Annotated in this window: 16 protein-coding genes; 6 read left to right on the forward strand and 10 right to left on the reverse strand. The window is 36.3% G+C overall.

Going from position 1 to position 20,989, the window contains the following annotated elements:
• Positions 1 to 667: 667 nt before the first annotated feature.
• From acs to VB248_RS10130, 9 genes are all read right to left on the reverse strand, one after another.
• Complete coding sequence (gene acs, locus VB248_RS10090) at positions 668 to 2,566, reverse strand: acetate--CoA ligase (protein WP_323296646.1); 1,899 nt, start codon at positions 2,564 to 2,566, stop codon at positions 668 to 670.
• Between the two features lie 251 nt (positions 2,567 to 2,817).
• Positions 2,818 to 3,204 carry a response regulator transcription factor gene (locus VB248_RS10095; protein WP_323296647.1) on the reverse strand — a complete coding sequence of 129 codons (387 nt, stop codon included), beginning with the start codon at positions 3,202 to 3,204 and terminating at the stop codon, positions 2,818 to 2,820.
• A gap of 319 nt (positions 3,205 to 3,523) precedes the next feature.
• Complete coding sequence (locus VB248_RS10100; protein WP_323296648.1) at positions 3,524 to 6,232, reverse strand: ATP-binding protein; 2,709 nt, start codon at positions 6,230 to 6,232, stop codon at positions 3,524 to 3,526.
• Positions 6,225 to 6,440, reverse strand: a complete 216-nt coding sequence (locus VB248_RS10105; RefSeq protein WP_323296649.1) for a hypothetical protein — start codon at positions 6,438 to 6,440, stop codon at positions 6,225 to 6,227. The genes VB248_RS10100 and VB248_RS10105 overlap by 8 nt, the downstream gene beginning before the upstream one ends.
• A 376-nt stretch (positions 6,441 to 6,816) precedes the next feature.
• On the reverse strand, positions 6,817 to 7,035 hold the full coding sequence (locus tag VB248_RS10110; protein ID WP_323296650.1) for a DUF6814 family protein: 219 nt from the start codon (positions 7,033 to 7,035) through the stop codon (positions 6,817 to 6,819).
• A gap of 57 nt (positions 7,036 to 7,092) precedes the next feature.
• Positions 7,093 to 8,667 carry an MFS transporter gene (locus VB248_RS10115; protein WP_323296651.1) on the reverse strand — a complete coding sequence of 525 codons (1,575 nt, stop codon included), beginning with the start codon at positions 8,665 to 8,667 and terminating at the stop codon, positions 7,093 to 7,095.
• Between the two features lie 213 nt (positions 8,668 to 8,880).
• Positions 8,881 to 10,329, reverse strand: coding sequence for a hypothetical protein (locus tag VB248_RS10120; RefSeq protein WP_323296652.1), 1,449 nt, complete (start codon positions 10,327 to 10,329; stop codon positions 8,881 to 8,883).
• Positions 10,330 to 10,561: 232 nt separating this feature from the next.
• On the reverse strand, positions 10,562 to 10,981 hold the full coding sequence (locus tag VB248_RS10125; protein WP_309914468.1) for an IS1/IS1595 family N-terminal zinc-binding domain-containing protein: 420 nt from the start codon (positions 10,979 to 10,981) through the stop codon (positions 10,562 to 10,564).
• A 270-nt stretch (positions 10,982 to 11,251) separates the two neighbouring features.
• Positions 11,252 to 12,745, reverse strand: a complete 1,494-nt coding sequence (locus VB248_RS10130; RefSeq protein WP_323296653.1) for a helix-turn-helix domain-containing protein — start codon at positions 12,743 to 12,745, stop codon at positions 11,252 to 11,254.
• 353 nt (positions 12,746 to 13,098) lie between these two features.
• On the opposite strand from VB248_RS10130, the gene aceB reads away from it, so the two are divergent.
• Both aceB and aceA read left to right on the forward strand, forming a co-directional pair.
• The gene (gene aceB, locus VB248_RS10135; protein WP_323296654.1) at positions 13,099 to 14,721 is read left to right on the forward strand and encodes a malate synthase A; all 1,623 of its coding nucleotides are present in this window, start codon (positions 13,099 to 13,101) and stop codon (positions 14,719 to 14,721) included.
• Positions 14,722 to 14,974: 253 nt separating this feature from the next.
• Positions 14,975 to 16,264, forward strand: coding sequence for an isocitrate lyase (aceA, locus tag VB248_RS10140; protein ID WP_407652905.1), 1,290 nt, complete (start codon positions 14,975 to 14,977; stop codon positions 16,262 to 16,264).
• A gap of 66 nt (positions 16,265 to 16,330) precedes the next feature.
• Here aceA and VB248_RS10145 read toward each other — a convergent pair whose 3' ends face one another.
• Positions 16,331 to 17,191: an Rpn family recombination-promoting nuclease/putative transposase gene (locus tag VB248_RS10145; RefSeq protein ID WP_323296655.1), complete on the reverse strand. Its 861-nt coding sequence runs from the start codon at positions 17,189 to 17,191 to the stop codon at positions 16,331 to 16,333.
• 291 nt (positions 17,192 to 17,482) lie between these two features.
• Between VB248_RS10145 and pckA the strand changes: the two genes are divergently transcribed.
• The 4 genes from pckA (at position 17,483) to VB248_RS10165 (ending at position 20,947) form a co-directional block, all read left to right on the forward strand.
• Positions 17,483 to 19,063, forward strand: a complete 1,581-nt coding sequence (gene pckA / locus VB248_RS10150; protein ID WP_323296656.1) for a phosphoenolpyruvate carboxykinase (ATP) — start codon at positions 17,483 to 17,485, stop codon at positions 19,061 to 19,063.
• Between the two features lie 155 nt (positions 19,064 to 19,218).
• Positions 19,219 to 20,259 carry a class 1 fructose-bisphosphatase gene (gene fbp / locus VB248_RS10155; RefSeq protein WP_323296657.1) on the forward strand — a complete coding sequence of 347 codons (1,041 nt, stop codon included), beginning with the start codon at positions 19,219 to 19,221 and terminating at the stop codon, positions 20,257 to 20,259.
• Positions 20,260 to 20,366: 107 nt separating this feature from the next.
• The gene (locus tag VB248_RS10160; protein WP_323296658.1) at positions 20,367 to 20,588 is read left to right on the forward strand and encodes a hypothetical protein; all 222 of its coding nucleotides are present in this window, start codon (positions 20,367 to 20,369) and stop codon (positions 20,586 to 20,588) included.
• Positions 20,570 to 20,947, forward strand: a complete 378-nt coding sequence (locus VB248_RS10165) for a type II toxin-antitoxin system VapC family toxin (protein WP_323296659.1) — start codon at positions 20,570 to 20,572, stop codon at positions 20,945 to 20,947. The genes VB248_RS10160 and VB248_RS10165 overlap by 19 nt, the downstream gene beginning before the upstream one ends.
• The last annotated feature ends 42 nt before the right edge of the window (positions 20,948 to 20,989 follow it).

The raw sequence follows: 20,989 nt of genomic DNA on the forward strand, positions 1-20,989 counted from the left end.
TTAGAAATCAATTTCAAAAGACTTTTTGGACAAAGAATTCAAAAAATTCACTTATCATATCCAATCAATATTTTGGAGAACAGATTTCGTTGAACAATCATCTAATGTTCAGATACGATACCGTGAACATAAACCTTAAAAAATTGTATTAGATGCAAGACAATCGTTTTAGGCACAAATTAATAATTACTCTTAGCCTGCAAAGTTAAACAATTTTACGGAAAAATTGCTTAAAAGCGTTGTTAAACCTACTTGAAGAACAAGATAAATTTCATTTTAAGAGCCTGATAAATAAACGAATAAGCAGCTTTTCTACTCTATCACTCAACAAATGGAAAAACTAAACTTTTTTTATTTTTCGCAAAAAAACAGGACTGAAATGCTTTTTTTTGTTTAAAAACTTCACTCTTTTTTAAGAAAAAACTGACAGCCTTCATTTTTTAGTTTTTTAACAAATAAAAGATTCTGGACATTATTTGATAAAAATATTTCAGAATAAGCTTGAAAAAAATCTCTCTAATCTTTCAAAAAGATAGCTTTTTAGCAATTTTCAGGCTTTTCTTAGTTGTTTTTCGGAAAACAGTAGCGTCAAAAATCGTGCTACCAAACAACATAAAAGAGGCTTCGCACTTGCAAAGCCTCTTTTAAATTACATCAACATTAATATTTATAAAGCTCCTGCTTTAATTTCATCTACAACCGTAGGGTCTAATAAAGTAGAAGTATCACCTAAATTTCCAGTTTCACCTTCGGCTACTTTTCTTAAAATTCTTCTCATAATTTTTCCAGAACGAGTTTTAGGCAAGCCACTCACAAACTGAATTTTATCAGGTTTAGCAATTGGCCCGATTACACGAGTAACCGTTGCTAAAATATCTCTGCGAGTAAGGTCTGAGTCATGCCCTGGCGATTTTTCACAAATGACATACGCATAAATGCCTTGCCCTTTGATGTCGTGAGGATAACCCACAACTGCCGATTCTACTACGCCCAAGTGCATATTGATGGCATTTTCAACCTCGGCAGTACCGATTCTGTGTCCAGAAACGTTAATTACGTCATCCACACGTCCTGTAATTCTATAATAACCGTCTTCATCACGCATACAACCGTCGCCAGTGAAGTACAAGTTTTTATAAGTAGAGAAGTAAGTTTGGATACAACGTTCGTGGTCGCCATAAGTAGTACGAATAATACCCGGCCAAGGGAATTTGATACACAAATTACCCGAAACATCATTTCCTACAATCTCTTCGCCTTTTTCATCTACTAAAATTGGCTGAACGCCCGGCAATGGTAAAGTAGCGTAAGATGGTTTTGTTTTGGTGATTCCTGCAATAGGTGAAATCAAAATACCACCTGTTTCAGTTTGCCACCAAGTATCTACAATCGGACAGTTTCCTTTTCCGATATTTTCGTTGTACCAATTCCAAGCTTCTTCGTTGATTGGCTCGCCTACTGAACCTAATACTTTCAATGAGCTTAAATCTTTGCCTTCTACATACTGATTACCAAAGCCCATCAATGAACGAATAGCCGTTGGTGCAGTATAAAGAATGTCAACTTTGTGTTTTTCAATCACATCCCAGAAACGTCCAGCATCAGGGTAAGTCGGGATTCCTTCAAACATTAATGAAGTAGCACCATAGCAAAGTGGGCCGTAAACTATATACGAATGACCCGTAATCCAACCTATATCAGCCGTACAGAAATGTACTTGACCGGGCTGGTACTGGAATACATTGGCAAAAGTATAAGTAGCATAAACCATGTAGCCACCGCAAGTATGCACTACGCCTTTTGGTTTACCCGTTGAACCAGAAGTATATAAAATAAATAGCATATCTTCTGCGTCCATTTCTTCGGCTGGACATTCAGAAGAAACTGTTTTTACTTCGTTCTCCCACCAAACATCACGACCTTTCAACATCGAAACTGGTGTGCGAGTACGAGTAGAAACGATTACTTTTTGAACTGACGGACACTGAATTAAAGCGTCATCAACCGTTGATTTCAAGGCGATTTCTTTGTTACCTCTGAAAGAGCCATCAGAAGTAATAACGATATTACACTGGGCATCGTTGATACGGTCGGCGATAGATTGTGCCGAAAAACCGCCAAAAACAACCGAGTGAATCGCTCCGATTCTGGCACAAGCCAATACGGCAATTGCCAATTCAGGAATCATTGGCATATAAATACAGATTCTGTCGCCTTTTTTAGCACCATGTTTTTTCAACACATTCGCAAACTGACAAACTCTTTGATGCAACATCTTGTAGGTCAACGTTACTGATTCTTCATGAGGGTCGTTTGATTCCCAAATGATAGCAGGCTGGTCGCCACGAGTGGCTAAATGACGGTCGAGAGCATTCTCGGTAATGTTCATTTTTCCTCCCGAAAACCATTTTGTTGAACCCTTAGAAAAATCCCATTCTAAAGTTTTTTTCCAGGGCTTACGCCATTGAAAGTTCTGTGCAATTTCCGCCCAAAATCCTTCAGGGTCTTCTACTGAGTGCGTATAGGCTGCTTGGTAGTCATCAAAAGAGCTTATTTGTAAATTCATTGTTGCTTTGAAAATTGAAATTTGTGATGGTTATGAATTGCTTCAGAATTTAATATTTTCTACCGTAAAAGTACAAGAGATTTTTCTTATTTGGATGCACATTTCAAGGTTTTAGGCTAATTTAGTATATCTATCTTTACTAAATAAAGTATATTTTTTCATAGATACTTTAAATTTTAGCTTTGAAAAGCCTCCAGATTCAGATTTTGGGCTTTTCAGAGATATACATCAAGTAATTTATTTCCGAAATTCTATCCAGAAACTAATCCCAAAGCCAAAGCATTGATTTTGGCAACTAAGGTTCGAGTAGAAAAAGGTTTAGATACATAGAGGTCTGCACCCAAAGCATATCCTTTTTCGATGTCCATTTCTTTGTTTTTTGCACTCAAAAAAACAATTTTAATATGCTGAAACCTGAAACTTTCTTTTATCATGCGGCATACTTCGTAGCCATCTACTCGTGGCATCATAATATCTAAAAGGATAATTGCAGGTACTTCTTTTTCTATGATATCTAAAGCCTCAGAGCCATCTCGGGCAATGAATACTTGGTAGCCTTCTTTTTTCATTAGAAATTCTAATGACATTAATATGCTGGGTTCGTCATCAACGATTAATACTTTGATAGCTGTTTTCATTTTTCAAGGATGGATAATTTCGAGTTATCATTATTCAAGTATGAGAGCAAATTAGATTTAAAATTCTTAGCTATCAGCTTTTAGCAATCAGCAGTCAGATTATTACTAATAAAGATTCTTCTTACAAAAATCTTATTGACATTCCAAAAACTCAATCAATACTTTTAGCTCAAAGCCGAAATCCGATAACTGATAGCAATTTTTACTCTCTTAGTATATGGTTTATAAAATGGTTTCTTGTTTAGTAAAAAAGATAATTCAAGAAAAACTTTATTTTAATAAATTACTGGTAATCAGGTAACTGAAAACAAATCACTCCTTAAACTACCGAAATCATAAAGGTAAATTTAGAGCCTTTGCCAACTTCGCTTTCAACCCAAATTTCGCCTTGATGCAATGCGATGATTTTCTTTGAAATCGCCAAGCCTAAACCGCTTCCTTTTGGCTTTTTGATGGTTTGGTCTTCGGCTTGAAAAAATTTATCAAAAATCAATCTTTGAAAATTCTTATCAATTCCTGCTCCATTATCTTGTACACTGGTATAAATACAGCCTTCTACATAATGGGTTGCCAAAACGATTTCGCCTTTTTGAGGTTCACAGAATTTGATGGCGTTTGATAATAAATTTACGACTACTTGTATTAGTTTATCTCTATCCGCCATAAATCTCGGAGCAAAACGGTCTGGCAAAAACACTACTTTTATTTCTTTTTCTTTGGCTTGTTGGTAAAGTGCATCAATCGAATCTTTCACGATTTCTTGCATATCTACTTCTTCTAAAATAAGTTTTTGCTTGCCTGATTCGTATTTTTCTAAGTCTAATACTTGGTTGATTAATCTACTGAGTCGGTCAGATTCTTTCACGACTGTTCCCAAAAAATACTCTCTTTCCGTTACATCCATGTCTGGATTATCATACACAATTTCAGATAAAGCTCGAATAGAAGTCAATGGCGTTCTGATTTCGTGGGCAACGGTCGATAAAAAATCGTCTTTGAGTTTATCCGTTTTTTTCAAAATCTCGTTGGCTTCTTTCAGTTCAGAAGTAGCTTTTTCCAATGCCACTGATTTTCTTTTTAGCTCTTTGTTGGCAGAAAGTAAACTTTGCGATGATTTCAAAATACTGATTACTTCTTCGGTAGAAATTTTTTCTTCTTTTGATACCGAAGAAATCATAATCCGAGCCGACGCCGAACCGATGATTCCTGCCAATAGTTTTTCTACATAACTTACTACTTGCGGGTCGGCTTTTTCTGAATTCAGTTTAATATTATGTTTTTGAGTATATAATCTCAGTACTTTTTCGGCTTTTCTTTCTCCCAAAAAATTACTTAATAATAATTGAATGTCATTCAAATAAGCTGTGCCTCGCCAAATGGAAGCACTTTCTACATGATTGGAGTATTCATAAATATCTACAAAAATTACGGCTTGGCTATGTTCGATAGACGAAGGAGTACTTTTGATAGAAAAATATAAATAACATAAAGTGTTAAACAATAAACTCCAGAACAAACCATGCGAAATACTGTCCATACCTTTTAAACCAAACAAAGCAAAAGGTTTTAGGATAGACCAACCAAAAAGCCCATGATCCATAATAGACTGTGGGAAAAAGCCTGCTCCTACAATAGAAGGCAACATTAAGGTATAAAACCAAAATAATGAACCAACCAATAAACCAATTAAAGCACCTTTTTGTGTTCCACCTTTCCAGAAAATTCCGCCAATAATGGCTGGCGTAAATTGTGCAACTGCCGAAAACGACACCATCCCGTTTGACACCAGTGAATAATGCCCAGCAATGGTTTTGTAATAGATATACGATAAAAGAATAATCAAGACGATAGAAGTACGTCTGATAATCTTTACTAAACCACTGATGTTTCCGCCGAATTTATCTTGAAGCTTACTATTTTTCAAGATAGTTGGTATCACTAAGTTATTGGAAATCATTACACTAAGTGCAATAGTTTCAACAATAATCATACTGGTAGCTGCCGAAAACCCACCGATATATGTAAAAAGCGTGAGTAATTTTTCGTTGAATCTCAACGGTATTGCCAGTACGTATTCGTCAGAATTGACGGTATTGTAGGGAAACAAAATATGTCCACCCATGGCAATTGGAATCACAAAAATATTAATGACAATCAGGTACAGAGGAAACAGCCAAATGGCAGTATTGAGGTGTTTTTCGTTTACGTTTTCGACCACCGCCAATTGAAACTGGCGAGGTAAAAACATAATTGCCATTACCGAAAGTAGCGTATGCCAAAGCCAAGTAGATGATTCAGTAGTTGAATTGAAAATGAATGATTTACTAAGCTCAGGAATGTGTGATGCTTTGGAAAAAATGTCTGAAAAACCATTAAAAATATAGTAAGTAACAAAAATACCTACCGTTACAAAAGCCACTAATTTGATAATAGATTCAACAGCGATAGTCGCCACCATGCCTTCGTGGCGTTCGGTAGAATCAATTTTGCGTGTTCCGAAAATAATAGTGAAAATCGAAAGAGCGATGACAAAGTAAAATGACAAATCATTCAAGAAAAATTTGTCCAAGTTTTCATTTGGCGACGAACGCATGGCTATCATAAAACTATTAGAAATAGCCTTTATCTGAATAGCGATATAAGGTAAAATGCCCAAAATACACATGAGGGTTACTAAAACTCCCAATGTGGCATTTTTCCCGTATCTTGAAGAGATGAAATCTGCAATAGAAGTGATTCTTTGAGCTTTGCAAATTCTGATAATTTTCCGAAGTACAATCCACCAAATCGGCATCATAATACTTGGGCCGATGAAGACGGCTAAAAATTCAATTCCATTAGTAACTACTCGCCCGACAGAACCGTAGAAAGTCCAAGCGGTACAATAAACTGCCAAAGAAAGGGCGTAGATGTATGGGTTTGTTACTAAACTTTTACCTTTTTCCGATTGTTTCTCTGCCCAATATGCTACTCCAAATAAGAATGATAAATAAAGTAGAGAAGCAAGTATCAGTATTGAGCTATTCATCTTTTTCTGCTTGTTGTTCTTCTTTTTTTACACTCCAATATAAAAACCCAATAAAAACTGCCCACACCGTAAACACATAAAAAAACAAAGCTGGTATTCCATTTATGGTACTATTTTTATTGAAAATAGATAAAATAGGGAAATTGAGGAGTACCATAAAAATAACACTCGAAATTAGGTATTTTATTTCCTTATGATTTTGTTTCATGATAGTGATTCATCTCTGCCCTCAGAGGCAGTAATTCTATCACAATTTACCTGAAAAATTTAATTATTCTCAGAATAGGCAAAAGATACTTGCTAAACAATTATAGATTTAAAAAAATGTATGCTTGGAGTACCGCAAAAAGCCTAATCACAAGCATACATTATCCAACACCAAATCCCTAAAACTTAAACTATAGATTTAACCCTCACACGAATTATTTGTTTTTGCGTTTGTATTGAAAATTTCCGCCTTTTTCTTTACCCTGTACAGCAACAAATAATTCGTATAAGTAAGTAATCATGCAGCATTATAAACTCAAAACTCAGCATCGCTACGGCGAACCGTTCTCAATTCTGCACTCATACTTATAAGTGGCTTAGTTGTCGTACTCTCCACTAAGTGAATACTTACCAAAAATTAGTAATCCTCCCGTAATGATAGGCGTAAGCACTATCATGATAATGATTCCAAATACCAAATCTTCTTGTTTACCTGAGGCGAATTTTGGAATACCTAATTCGAAGATTCCGAAGTAAGCTGTTGCAAGACCTAAAAGAATCCACACAATGCCTAATATTTTTTTAATTCCGTTCATTTCTGTATATCGTTTAAAATGAGTTCTTTATGAAATTTTCTAAATAATTTTTGAAGATTAGTCTCTGATACTTCTATCTTCTTTGATGTACAATAAACCAATTACAAAACATACGCCTGCAATCAAGATTGGGTAGTTCAAACCTTCTAAGTATGGCTGAGTATTGATAATTGCTTCGCCTGCTTTTTCGGCTGCATCGTTAGCGTCTTTTGCTTTTGTTACCAAGTAAGTAGCGATTGCTGGCATCAAACCACCGAATACACCATTACCAATGTGGTATGGAAGTGACATTGATGTGTAGCGAATTTTCACTGGGAACATTTCTACTAAGAAGGCTGCAATTGGACCATAAGCCATTGTTACAAATAACAACTGAATAAATACTAACCAAATCAAAGTCCATTCGTCTGAACTGTTCAGTTTCACCGTTTTAGTTACTTCTGGTTTTGCTTGGTCGGCTTCTGCTTTACCAGCTACAATTGTTTGTTTTTTAACTTCTTTATAAGTAGCACCGTCTGTATATACTTTCTTGGTAGTAGTCGTAATCAAAGAATCTGAAGTTGAAGCAGGAGCTAAATCACGTTTTACTTCTACCGTAGTTTGTGCTACGATTTCTTCTTTGTTTTTCAAGTTCGCTGTTTGGTACATTTTTTCGTAAATCGGACGATAAGCCAATACCGCTAACAACATACCTGCCAACATGATTGGCTTACGCCCTACTCTATCTGACAACCAACCAAAAAATACAAACAAAGGAGTACCAAGCATCAAAGCGATAATCAATAAAGTGTTCGCTTGGTCGAAATCAAGGTTCATGATTTTCAACAAGAAAGTCTGAGCATAAAACTGACCTGTGTACCAAACCACACCTTGTCCCATGGTAGCACCAAATAATGCTAACAATACAAATTTGAAGTTCAATTTATTTCCGAAAGATTCTTTCAAAGGATTAGTAGAAGTTTTTCCTTCTGCTTTAGCTTTGGCAAATAATGGCGATTCAGACATATTCTTACGAATCAATACCGAAACATAAACCATGATTAATGAAGCTAAGAAAGGTAAACGCCATCCCCAATCTTCCCAAGATTCTTTGGTCATTGAGTTTTTAGTAATCAAGATAACGCCCAAAGAGATAAACAAACCAGCAGTAGCCGTAATCTGAATCCATGAAGTCCAGAAACCTCTTGCATTTGCTGGCGAGTGTTCTGCCACATAAGTAGCTGCACCACCGTATTCACCACCTAAAGCAAGTCCTTGTAAAAGTCTGAGTATCAATACTAATAAAGGAGCAAAGAAACCAATCGTTTCATATTTTGGTACTAAACCGATGGCAAAAGTAGCTCCACCCATCAATACCAAGGTAACCATGAAAGTATATTTTCTACCAATCAAGTCGCCCAAACGACCAAAGAATAATGCCCCAAAAGGACGAACTACGAAACCAGCCGCAAAAGTGGCCAAAGTAGAAAGGAATGCCGCAGTAGGATTATCTTTTGGAAAAAACTGCGTTGAGATGATGGTTGCTAAGCTACCAAAAATGTAAAAATCGTACCATTCAATGAGTGTTCCTACTGAAGAAGCCCCGATAATGGCCGCTAATCCTTTAGTAGAAGTTTTGTGAGTATTTGACATTTGTTATAAGGGTTTATTTTTTGATTGAGTGATTCATTTGTTATTCGCTGTTAGCTATCAGCTTTGAGCCTTGAGCTTTCAGCTTTGAGTTTTCAGCTTTGAGTTTTTTTGTATTCAGCTATTCTCTGTAATTTTACTATTTAAAACTTTTCACAGCTCACAGCTCACAGCTCACAGCTCACAGCTCACAGCTCACAGCTCACAGCTCACAGCTTAAAAGTTATACACCATTACTGCTGAAATTCTGCTATTTGTTGCGTCGAAAGGTCTTGCTAAACTACCTGTTCCTGCTTTGAACGAAATATTTGTTGGCAACGAACCGTCTGCATTTGGCACAGTAGCGTCGATGTCAGCCCATTTCATTAATGATAATTCGTATTCAAAGGCAAACTTCATTTTTCCAGAATAAATATCTACTCTTGGCGAGATTCTCAATAAGTTATCGAATGTACGAGAAGTAGCAGTGCTTATTCCCCTTCCTTGGAAGGCTAATGTTCCTGATTTTACGCTACTTGCTAAAATTGGGTTCGATAAACCTAAGTTTTGTAAATAACCGATGAAAATAGCAGGCTGTACTTTCTTAGAAGTAGTAGAGATAATTTCACCCCACATATTCAATTGGCTTTGTGCTTCGTATTTCCATTGACCAGTAGTTGCGTCTCTGTATTCTGCAAATCCACCCATTCCTACGTATTGTGTATAGCTTTTGCCATAAGTAGTATGGAATTTCACGGTAGCTTTATCTGTCGTTAATTTAGCAAATGCTAATAAATTCAAAGTGAATAGGCTTGTAGAGATGTTTTTCTGAACATTTCCTGCACCAGTTCCACCCCAAACGCCTGTTGAAGAATTATAAGTATCTGTAATTCTTGGCGTTAAAGTATTGCCTTCTAAACCTACCGTTGCTAAAAATTTCTTGTTTTCAAAACCCAATTGTGTAGCAAAAGCTGGAGTAGTTGAAAACTTCTGAGCATCTACGCCCGTTCCTGCTCCGAAAGTACCAGCAGGGCTAAAGCCTGCTAAATTGTAGCCGTACATCATTCCCATTAAAGAAAACTCTTTGCCCATTTTGTGCGTCAAACGTACTTGAGGAACAAATGAGAACGGATTGAAAGGAATACCTGTACTAAAGTTGGCTGTTCCGGGGAAACATTTAGGAATAAAATTCGGATTCCAATATTGACCAATCATCAACTGATCTTTGGTCCAATCTAAAGCTACATAAGCATGACGCAAACGAAGTAAGTTTTCTGTTCCACCGCCCGAAGTACCAGATGCTCCGTTGGTAATTCCGAAGAAGTCGGTTTCTAAAGTACCCGAAGCTTTTGCTCCGAAAGCAGTGATACCCCCTATTTTTACTCCCAGACGAGTCACAATTGCTGAATAACCTAATTGTGGAATAGCGTTGGCGTCGTCATTGGCATTGGGTGTAAGGCTTGTTCCTGTTCTGGTTGGTAAATTGGTAGCATCCAGAGGATAGACATCCAACACACCATCTCTTAAATCTAAATTTCTACGAGAATTGTAGTAAACATCGTTTCTCAAGAATCCATACACAGTAACTTTTTGTTCCGCTGGAGGAGTGGCGGCTGGTGTTTGTTGAGCGGAAAGCTGGTTTTTGCCCAGCATTCCGAGCAACAAACAAAGTAATATTCTCTTCATGGCACTAAATGGTTTTTTGTGGTTTTGTTTTGTCTTGTTTTGTCCTATTTTGTACTTTAACGTGTTTTTTTTGTATAAGTACAGGTCAAAGGTCATAAAAAAAACTATACTGTCAATAGCAATGGTATAGCCACGCTATTTAAGTATAGTTTTTAAAATTTCGATATTACAAGATTTCAACAAAAGCTACTCATTTTTGCCAAAAAACTCTATAAATTATCATAAGATAATTTTAATGCTTTAGCCTCTCCCACTTAATCAACATAAACTTATCGCCTAATTCTGTCACAATCATTCCTGAATCTCTCAAATTCTCTCTATCAGCATAAAATGCAGCTAACTCCTTATGATTCATTATTTTATAAGTAGGATAATAATCTGAATTTTTAGGAATTTTGATTTGATATTTCTTCACCCAGTTCATCACCGACACGTGCGAAACGCCCAAAAGTCGCTCGATTTCACGGTAGCTAACTCCCTCAATGTACAATTGTAAGGCCTTGATAACATAATAGGCAGAAATGCCTTTTCCGAGCTTTTCAACTGTAAAATTATAATTACAATCCTTACATTTAAAACGTTGTTTTTCTTTGATAACGCCGCTTTTTGTGACATTCTGAGAGTCGCAGCGAGGACAATTTGGATTTTTCATAGAAATTATGCGATATAGTATATTTAGCAAATATATATCAATTAAGCAACAATACAATAATTTTAGTAAACATTTTTTTTCGATGGAAAAAGCTACAAAAATAGCTATTACTCAAAATATTATTCTGTAATTTTAAAAATATCGAAATTTTATTCTTTAAGTACAATAATTTCGCAATTCATTGTACAAATCAAAGAAAAAATTGACTACTTGGCGAAAATTTTCAGAATGATTTACCTTAAAAATCTCTTTATGAGTATTTTAAGAAATTTACAGGTTCAATTTTAAAATAGCTTCCTTAATTTTTTCTCTCGCTTGGCGTTTTTGCAAGACATAAGGCGGCTTCATTCTGTCGGCACAGTCAACCGCTCCGCAACGCTCGCAGGTTTCATTTACTTTTCTGTGAATCAAAGATGAATCAGGCAAGAAATTGGCGATACTTTTCAGATTATCGTCAATCGCAAAACCTAAAGTAACACTACTGTTCATCTTCAAATTCGGTGGTGAAGGTTTTGCCAAACAAATCACCAAGTAATTATTGCCTGTGTCGATATATTCTGAAATCTGTGCTTTACACAAAACCTCTTCTGGATTGTAGCCATTTTCTTTTTGGCTTTTTTCCAAATCTTTCAACACCGTCAGCGACATCCATCTTCTACAATAATGCTCGTTCAAAGCCGTTCCGTGGGGCGTATGCAATTTTGCCAAGTGCATTTCTTTGGTGAGATAAAACAAATCGTCGCCCACTTGATTGTTGAAACGTAAAAAGAAAAGGTTATTAATTTTAAAATGGCTCGTCATCAAGTTCGACAAGCGGTGCATAAATACTTCAGGCGTAACATTGAACAAACGCATAATACTTAGCAACATATTTTCGTCCCATTTCGGCGAAGCGAAGAAATAGGTAAGTCTGTCCACCAAAATATTTTTGTTAATCAAAATTGCCCCAGCGAAGTACGAAGCCTTGAAGTTATTAAGTACTTGTTCGAAAGAATCTACTTCAATTACCGACGAGATGTACGAACGTTTTTTTAGTTGCAAGAATTGGTAGCCAATCTCACGACCATAAGTAAAGGTTTTCTGTTCGGTACTTAAATCTTTATTGATTAATAATTTGGAAGTTTTTGGGTCATAAACCGAACGAATCGTTACCAAATCGGGATATTCTTCTTTTGAAAATTCCTCAATATGATAGCCATAGAAATTCTCTAAGATTTCAGCCAATAACTTTTCGTTGGGCGAAGTCGTAGGCGTTATCTCGAAAAGTCTTCTAAATTGCTGTGCAGATTGTTCTAAATCTTCAAAGTAATTATCATACATTTCTTGATATGAACGCAATACCGAAAAGTAAAACTGCTCCACACGCATATCATAATTACGACTAATTTCGATAATCGTACTAATAAACGCACTGATTTTAGCAGGAGCTTCGGACATCAATTCGATGAAGTCGGAAGGTTCTACGCCAAAGATTTCTAAGGGTAATTCTGTTAAAATATTTGAGTTTAGCAATTCAGCAATGGGTTCTAATTGCTTGCTGAGCTTGAGCGACACCAATGAATCATAGTCAATTTCGAGTGCTTCCGACAAAGCCATGATTTTCTCGGTTTTGGGATATTTTTTCCCTTTTTCTATTTCATTTAAGTAGGAAATAGAAAGATTTGATTTTTCGGCTACTTCACTCAACGAAAGTTTTTTATCCAAACGTAATTGTCGGATTTTTAGCCCAAATATTATTTTTACTTTATCACTGTTTACGCTCATAGCTATATAATTTTTACAAAACTAATAATATTTATTAAAACAAATAATAAAATTTAAAATTTAGCGAAATTTCGCTCAAAAATATACAAAAGAGAAGCTTATCCTTTTATACCTATAAAGACAAGTTTTCACGCCATTTAATTAGACTTTATCAAAAATAAATATAAATTTTCAAATAAAAATCCATGTATTTTTATTTTAGCGAAATTTCGCTTGTTTTATATTTTTCGCTTTACTAAGTTTGTCAAAGAAATAACAACAAGACAAATCTTCTTTTCTATTATTCTTCTTGTTTAAAATACATAAAGAATATAGTTAAAAAATTATCAATCATAACAAAGCAAAAAAAAGCCATGATGAAGCCAGTCACAGGAGTAGAGATACTCAAAGAAATTACTTTAGCTCAAGCGGAAATCCTTAGTGAAGATGCCTTGATTTTTATAAGAGACTTACACAGAGTTTTCAACAAACAGCGTAAAACACTTTTGGCAAAACGTGAAAGTCTTCAAGAAGAAATAAACAATGGAAAGAAATTAGATTTCTTGGAAAGTACAGCAGCGATACGCTCGTCGGATTGGTCGGTCGCTCCTATTCCAGCGGATTTGCAAGACAGACGTACCGAAATTACAGGCCCAGTTGACCGCAGAATGGTAATCAATGCCTTGAACTCTGGTGCAAAAGTATTTATGGCGGATTTTGAAGATGCCAATACGCCGTCTTGGAATAATGTCTTAGACGGACAAATCAATTTGCACGATGCCATCAGAAAACAAATTGATTTCACCGCAGAAAATGGGAAATTTTATAGTTTGAAAGAAAAAGTAGCCGTTTTGAAAGTACGTCCAAGAGGTTGGCACATGGAAGAAAACCATGTTTTGATTGATGGCGAACCGATGTCAGCTTCCCTTTTTGACTTTGGTTTATTCTTTTTTCATAATGCTTGGGAATTGGTAAAACGTGGAAGTGGCCCATACTTTTATCTTCCAAAAATGGAAAGCCACCTCGAAGCAAGACTTTGGAACGAGGTATTTATTTTCGCACAAGAAGCCATAGAAATGCCACAAGGGACAATTAAAGTAACCGTTTTGATTGAAACCATTACGGCGGCTTTTGAAATGGACGAAATTTTATACGAACTCCGCCAACACATTGCAGGCTTGAATGCTGGGCGTTGGGATTATATTTTCTCGTGTATCAAAAAATTCCATCGTTTTTCAGACTGCATCCTGCCCGACCGTTCGCAAGTAACGATGTCAGTACCATTTATGCGAGCTTATGCTAAACTTTTGGTAAAAACTTGTCATAGAAGAAAAGCACATGCGATGGGCGGAATGTCGGCGTATATTCCAAGCCGTAAGGACGAAAACATCAATAAACTTGCTTTCGAGAAAGTAAATGCCGATAAAGAATTAGAAGCAAAAACGGGTTTTGATGGTACTTGGGTGGCACATCCAGACTTAGTACCTGTGGCATTGATTCCGTTCAATAAAGCTTTAGGAGACAAACCGAATCAAAAACATATTTTACTTGAAAACGAAGTAATTCAGGCGTCAGAATTGACCAATTTCAACATTCCTGACGCTTCAATTACTGAAGCAGGTATCAGAATGAACATACAAGTAGGCATTTTGTACATTGAATCTTGGTTGAGAGGCATCGGTGCAGCAGCTATTCATAACCTTATGGAAGATGCTGCCACTGCCGAAATTTCGAGAGCTCAACTTTGGCAGTGGATTCACCATAAAGCAAAAACCTATTATGGCGTAACGATTGATATTTCGATGTTTAAGTTTTTATTGGCTGACGAAATCCAAAAGATTAAACACATGGTAGGCGATGATAATTATTTCAACGGAAAATTCTTCGATGCTATTAACCTTTTCGATAAACTTGTTACGCAAGAAAATTTTGATTTATTCCTAACCACAGAGGCATATACAACGCTTTTGACAACAGAAGAAGTAGAAACAGTGTGAGTGAATTATGAGTTTTGAATTATGAATTATGAGATAGTTAGGCGAAAATTAGCTATTTAGGATTTGGGCTTTCTGATTTCGGAAATTTTAGAAAAAGTCTTCATTAGAGGTTATCTCTAATAAAAAAGCATTTGATAAAGCCGAAATCCGACACCTGAAAGCCGAAATCAATGACCTTCATATTCCTTCGGACATTACAAATTCATCATTCAAAACTCATAGCTATTATAAATTCTTATAACAAAACAAAACCATGAAAATTTCACAAGAAGACAGAATCCAACAGTTGATAACTGATTGGACAACCAATCCACGCTGGAAAGGCGTAGAAAGACCTTACACAGCTACTGAAGTAGCACGTTTAGCAGGTTCGTATCAGTTTGATTACAGTATCGCTCGCATGGGTGCTGAACGTCTTTGGAACTTGTTACATACAGACGAATGGGTAGCAGGCTTGGGTGCTTTGACGGGAAATCAGGCTGTGCAAGAAGTACAAGCAGGGATGAAAGCCATTTACTTGAGCGGCTGGCAAGTGGCAGCAGATGCCAACCTTTCGGGCAATATGTACCCAGACCAAAGTTTATATCCTGCCGATAGCGTGCCAAACGTGGTAAAAAGAATCAACAACGCTTTGTTGCGTGCAGACCAAATTCAGTCGGTAAGTGGCGAAGGAGATATACATTGGATGGTACCCATCGTAGCGGATGCAGAAGCTGGTTTTGGTGGGAACTTGAATGCCTTTGAATTGATGAAATGGATGATTGAAGCAGGAGCTTCGGGCGTACACTTTGAAGACCAATTATCCTCTGCCAAAAAATGTGGACACTTGGGCGGTAAAGTATTAGTACCTACGCAAGAAGCTATCAATAAATTAATTGCCGCACGTTTGGCAGCAGACGTTTGTGGCGTACCTACTTTGGTGATTGCTCGTACAGATGCAGAAGCAGCCAATTTGATTACTTCTGATGTAGATGACCGAGACAAACCTTTTGTAGAGTATGAAAAAGGTAGAACTTCAGAAGGTTTCTATCATGTAAAAAATGGTTTACAACAAGGTATCGACAGAGGATTGAGCTACGCACCTTATGCCGACTTGATTTGGATGGAAACGGGAAATCCAGATTTAGAAATGGCTCGTGCTTTTGCCGAAGGTATTCATGCTAAATTTCCGGGTAAAATGTTGGCATACAACTGCTCGCCTTCGTTCAACTGGGCGAAATTTATGGATGAAAAACAAATGGAAACTTTCCGTGAAGAATTAGCAGCCATGGGTTATAAATTCCAGTTTATTACTTTGGCTGGTTTCCATGCCCTTAATACGGCTATGTTCGAGCTTTCATCTGACTACGTAGCTCGTGGAATGGCTGGTTTCTCGCAATTACAACAAAGAGAATTTGCTTTACAAAGCAAAGGTTTCAAAGCTATAAAACATCAAGCTTTTGTAGGAACAGGTTATTTTGATGCTATCCAAAATACTGTTACCAATGGCTTAAGTTCAACTGGAGCATTAAAAGGCTCGACAGAGGAAGAACAATTTCATTAATTGATTGATTAGTCTTGGGGATGAAAAAAAGCCTGTCCACTTTGTGTGACAGGCTTTTTGTAGTTATTATTTATTCATAATACTCAGAACAAATGCTTCACTAACTCCAACGGTCTGGGCAATTTGAGAGGAAGTTAATATACCTAAATTTATTAGATTTTTTACCGTCTCAAATTTCACCTCATCTTGTGCTTCTTTAATTTTTCTATTTTCAGCTTTTACAGCTTCAGCATTTCTGGCTATCAAAATCTCAAATGACGCTCTTTCATCAGGAGTCATCTTTCGTCTATCCAACTCATCAATCGCTACTTTTAGCCATTCTTCGTCCCAAAATGTTGGAAATTGAGCTGGCGTTGTCACTGTATGTATCTTTTTCATAGTATAAATTAGCTTTTCTAAATCACTCTTAACATTCAACTCTTCTAAAGAAAACTTTTCTAATTCTATCGTTATAAACGTCATTTGTTCGTCAAAAAGTTCTCCGTTTTCGCATCGTAAATTAGCTATACTATGGTAAAAAGGATAAGGTAAAATATTATTTGCCAAAATGGCAATACAATAAATTTTTGAAAGTCCTCCATAATCAAATTTACCTTTTTTAACCATGGCATTAAATTTATGAAGAACATAAAACTTCATTCTTTGAACAAAGTTGGGAGCTTCTCCATATTGCATTTCGACAATAAATTGATTACCATTTTCATCTGTACATGCTAAATCAAAAATACCACCACGAGCATCTTGTGTGATACCTTCAAAAGTATTTTTATCGAATTGAACATCCGTTATTGGCACATCAGACTTAATTAAAGCTTGTAAACCTTTACGTAAAAAAAGCGTATTACCTTCGTTGCCAAAAGTTGCCTTAAATCCGTAATCTGAGATGATTGGAATAAATAGTTGCTCTTCTGTATAAAGTAAATCCATAGTTGAATTTACACAAAAAACATTAAACTACCAAAGTTTAAAATAGGCTATTTAATATAACCATTTTGATTTTCTTTCAATTCTTGTAAGCTCATACTCGAATATTCCAATATTTAAAAGCTCAAAAACCTGTCAATTACTCCTATTTCATGGTATTATTTAAAGAAATCAGTGTAAATATATAATTTAGCGAATTTTCGCTTGTTTGTAATTTTACGCAAATATATCTTTGTGTATGATAATTATCAAAAACAAAACAAATTGATTATTGGTCTTTTAAAATGATATATTATGAAACACGACATTCTTACGTCTGACTTTAGCACAACTGCAAAACCAACAGTTAATCATCCAATTTTAAGCCTCCACACCGACATTCACCTCAACCTTAGAGTATCAACACTCATCGAGGAAGCTCTGAAAAATGGTGAAGGTACACTTACGGATACAGGTGCTTTTATGTGCGACACTGGTAAATTCACGGGACGTTCGCCGAAAGATAAGTTTTCGGTATATGACGATAAAACCGCTGAAACAGTAGCTTGGGGAGAAATCAATCAGGCTTTTGAGGCTGATAAATTTGAAGCTCTTTACCAAAAGATGTTGACTTTCGTTGCCAACAAAAAACTCTACGCTCGTTACGTTTATGCTTGTGCTGCACCCGAACACCGAACCAATATTTTAGTTGTCAATACTTTAGCTTGGCATAACCTATTCTGTAATCACTTGTTTCTTCGCCCAGATGAAAGCGAAATGGAAAACTTTGAACCTGAATGGTTGATTTTAAATGTGCCAGAATTTGAAGCTAACCCTGCCATAGATGGTACTCGTCAAGGCAATTTTACAATTATTGATTTCACGAGAAAAATCATTTTAATCGGTGGAACGGCTTATGCAGGTGAAATGAAAAAAGGAATTTTTACAGTACTGAATTATATTTTGCCCGAAGAGAAAAAAGTACTTTCAATGCACTGTTCTGCCAATATTGGCAAAGATGGCGATACAGCTTTATTCTTCGGTTTGTCGGGTACAGGTAAAACAACGCTTTCCGCCGACCCATACAGAAAACTCATCGGCGACGACGAGCATGGCTGGGACGATAAACAAGTCTTTAATTTTGAAGGTGGTTGTTATGCCAAAGTAATCAACCTTAGTCAAGAACAAGAACCTGAAATTTTTGGAGCTATTCGCTACGGTGCTATTTTAGAAAATACTCGTTTTATCGAAGGCACTACCAGTGTTGATTATACCAACCAAAGTGTTACCGAAAATACTCGTACTGCTTATCCAATTAATTATATTCCGAATGTAGCTGTGCCGTCGGTTGGTAATGCTCCAAAAAACATTTTCTTCCTTACGGCAGATGCTTTCGGGGTTTTACCTCCAATTTCAAAATTGAGTACAGAACAAGCCATGTACTACTTTGTGGCTGGTTATACTTCAAAATTGGCAGGAACAGAAATGGGCGTTAAAGAACCACAAGCTACTTTCTCGGCTTGTTTTGGTGCAGCATTTTTACCATTACATCCGCTAAAATATGCTGATTTATTAGGCGAAAAAATCAAAGCTGGCGATGTAAAAGTATGGTTGATTAATACAGGCTGGTCGGGCGGTGGCTATGGCGTCGGTTCAAGAATGAAACTTTCTTATACTCGTGCTATGATTCACGCAGCTTTGAAGGGTGATTTTGAAAGAATTAATTTCATCAAACACGAGGTTTTCGGTTTAGAAATGCCAGAAAGTTGCCCAAATGTTCCGCAAGAATTATTAAATCCAAAAAATACTTGGGCAGACAAAGAAGCTTATGACACAAAGGCTAAAAATTTAGCCATATCATTTGAAGAAAACTATCTTAGAATTAGTGGTAAATAGCTTCTTAGCTGTGAGCTACCAGCTTTGAGCTATGAGCCTTGAGCCATGAGATTTTTGATTTTTAATTTTAAAAAAAGACCAAAAAAGCTCAAAGCTCATAACTCACAGCTTAATACTCAAAGCTCATAGCTCACGGCTGATAGCTTACAAAAACTATGACCAACAACCTTAATCTCGCTTTACCTGTTGGCACAACGCTCGACAGGTTTATCAATCGCCAGCAAGAAGCTTTTCCTTATGCCAAAGGAGAACTTTCTCAGTTGTTGAGGGACATTGCTTTGGCTTCAAAAATCATCAATCGTGAAATTAATCGGGCAGGATTAATCGACATTACGGGTGCTTTAGGAACTGAAAATGTTCAAGGTGAATCACAGCAAAAATTAGATATGATTGCCAATATTCGCTTTATCAGGGCTTTGATTAATGGCGGAGAAGTGGTGGGCATAGTCTCGGAAGAAGATGACGAAATTATCCAAACGGGTAATCTGAACGCAAAGTACGTGGTAGCGATGGACCCTTTAGACGGCTCGTCGAATATTGATGTAAACGTTTCTATCGGAACAATTTTTTCAATTTATCGCAGAATCAGCCCTATCGGAACGCCAGCCATCGAAGCCGATTTTTTACAAGGCGGACGTAAACAAGTAGCGGCGGGGTACATCCTTTATGGTTCTTCGACCATCATGGTTTATACCACAGGCAAAGGCGTAAACGGTTTTACTTATGAAAATTCTCTGGGCGAGTATTTCCTTTCACATCCTGATATGAAAATGCCAGAAGATGGGAAAATTTATTCGGTCAACGATGCTTATTATGATGAATTTCAGAATCCTATCAAAGATTTTATCAATAAAATGCGTCAAGAATCAGGCTGTATGGCACGTTATATTGGTTCGTTGGTGGGAGATTTCCATAGAAATTTATTAAAAGGTGGCATTTACATTTACCCGCCAACACGCAAAGCAAAAGATGGGAAACTACGTTTACTTTACGAATGTTACCCATTGGCTTTCGTGATTGAGCAAGCAGGTGGCGTATCCTCAGACGGAACTCAAAGTATTTTAGATATTCAACCAAAAACACTTCATCAACGAAATATTGCCTATTTAGGCTCTCAGAAATTAGTAAATACTTTACAAAACAATTTAGAAAGCTTCCACGCCAGCATGATGGAACAACTTATGAATGTAACGTAGTGAAAACAAAGCATATATTTCATAGAGTACAGAAATTGACTCTATGAAATATATAAAATGTCAGTAGAAAAGCCTATTTTTATGAATAGTATCAAACAGCTATTAACATGGCATTACATTATATAACTGATAGCGACGGAAAACACACGGCTGTGGTAATTCCGATTGAAGAATGGCATAAAATATCGGCACAACTCAATGATTTGAAATTAAATGAACTCACGAAAAAGAAGCCATCAGACTTTGTAGGATGTATAACGAAAGAGACAGCACAAAAAATGATTGATGATATTGAAAGTAGTAGAGAACAATGGGAACGCAATATTTAATTGACACCAATGTCATATTGGAATACCTTTCGGGTTCACTCCCTTCTGATGCTCATCTTTTTTTGGAAAGTGCATTAAACAACGACTTTAATGTATCTGTAATTAATCGTATTGAAATACTTGGACATGAATCTGCCACAAAAGAACTGAAAGAATTCATGGATTTAGCTACTACACATTCAATTTCTCAAGAAATTGAAGAGCAAACGATTAATATTAGAAAACAAAAGAAAATAAAACTTCCTGATGCCATCATTGCTGCAACCGCCATTGCACTAAATCTTACTCTTGTTTCTCGTAACATGAAAGATTTTCAGAATATACAAAATCTCCATTGTGTAAATCCTTATCAACTTTGAGATATGTACGATTTGAAAACTGATTTTACCTAATTGGCAAGG

This window comes from Arcicella rigui, from assembly GCF_034929435.1.
Classification (GTDB): Bacteria; Bacteroidota; Bacteroidia; order Cytophagales; family Spirosomataceae; genus Arcicella; species Arcicella rigui.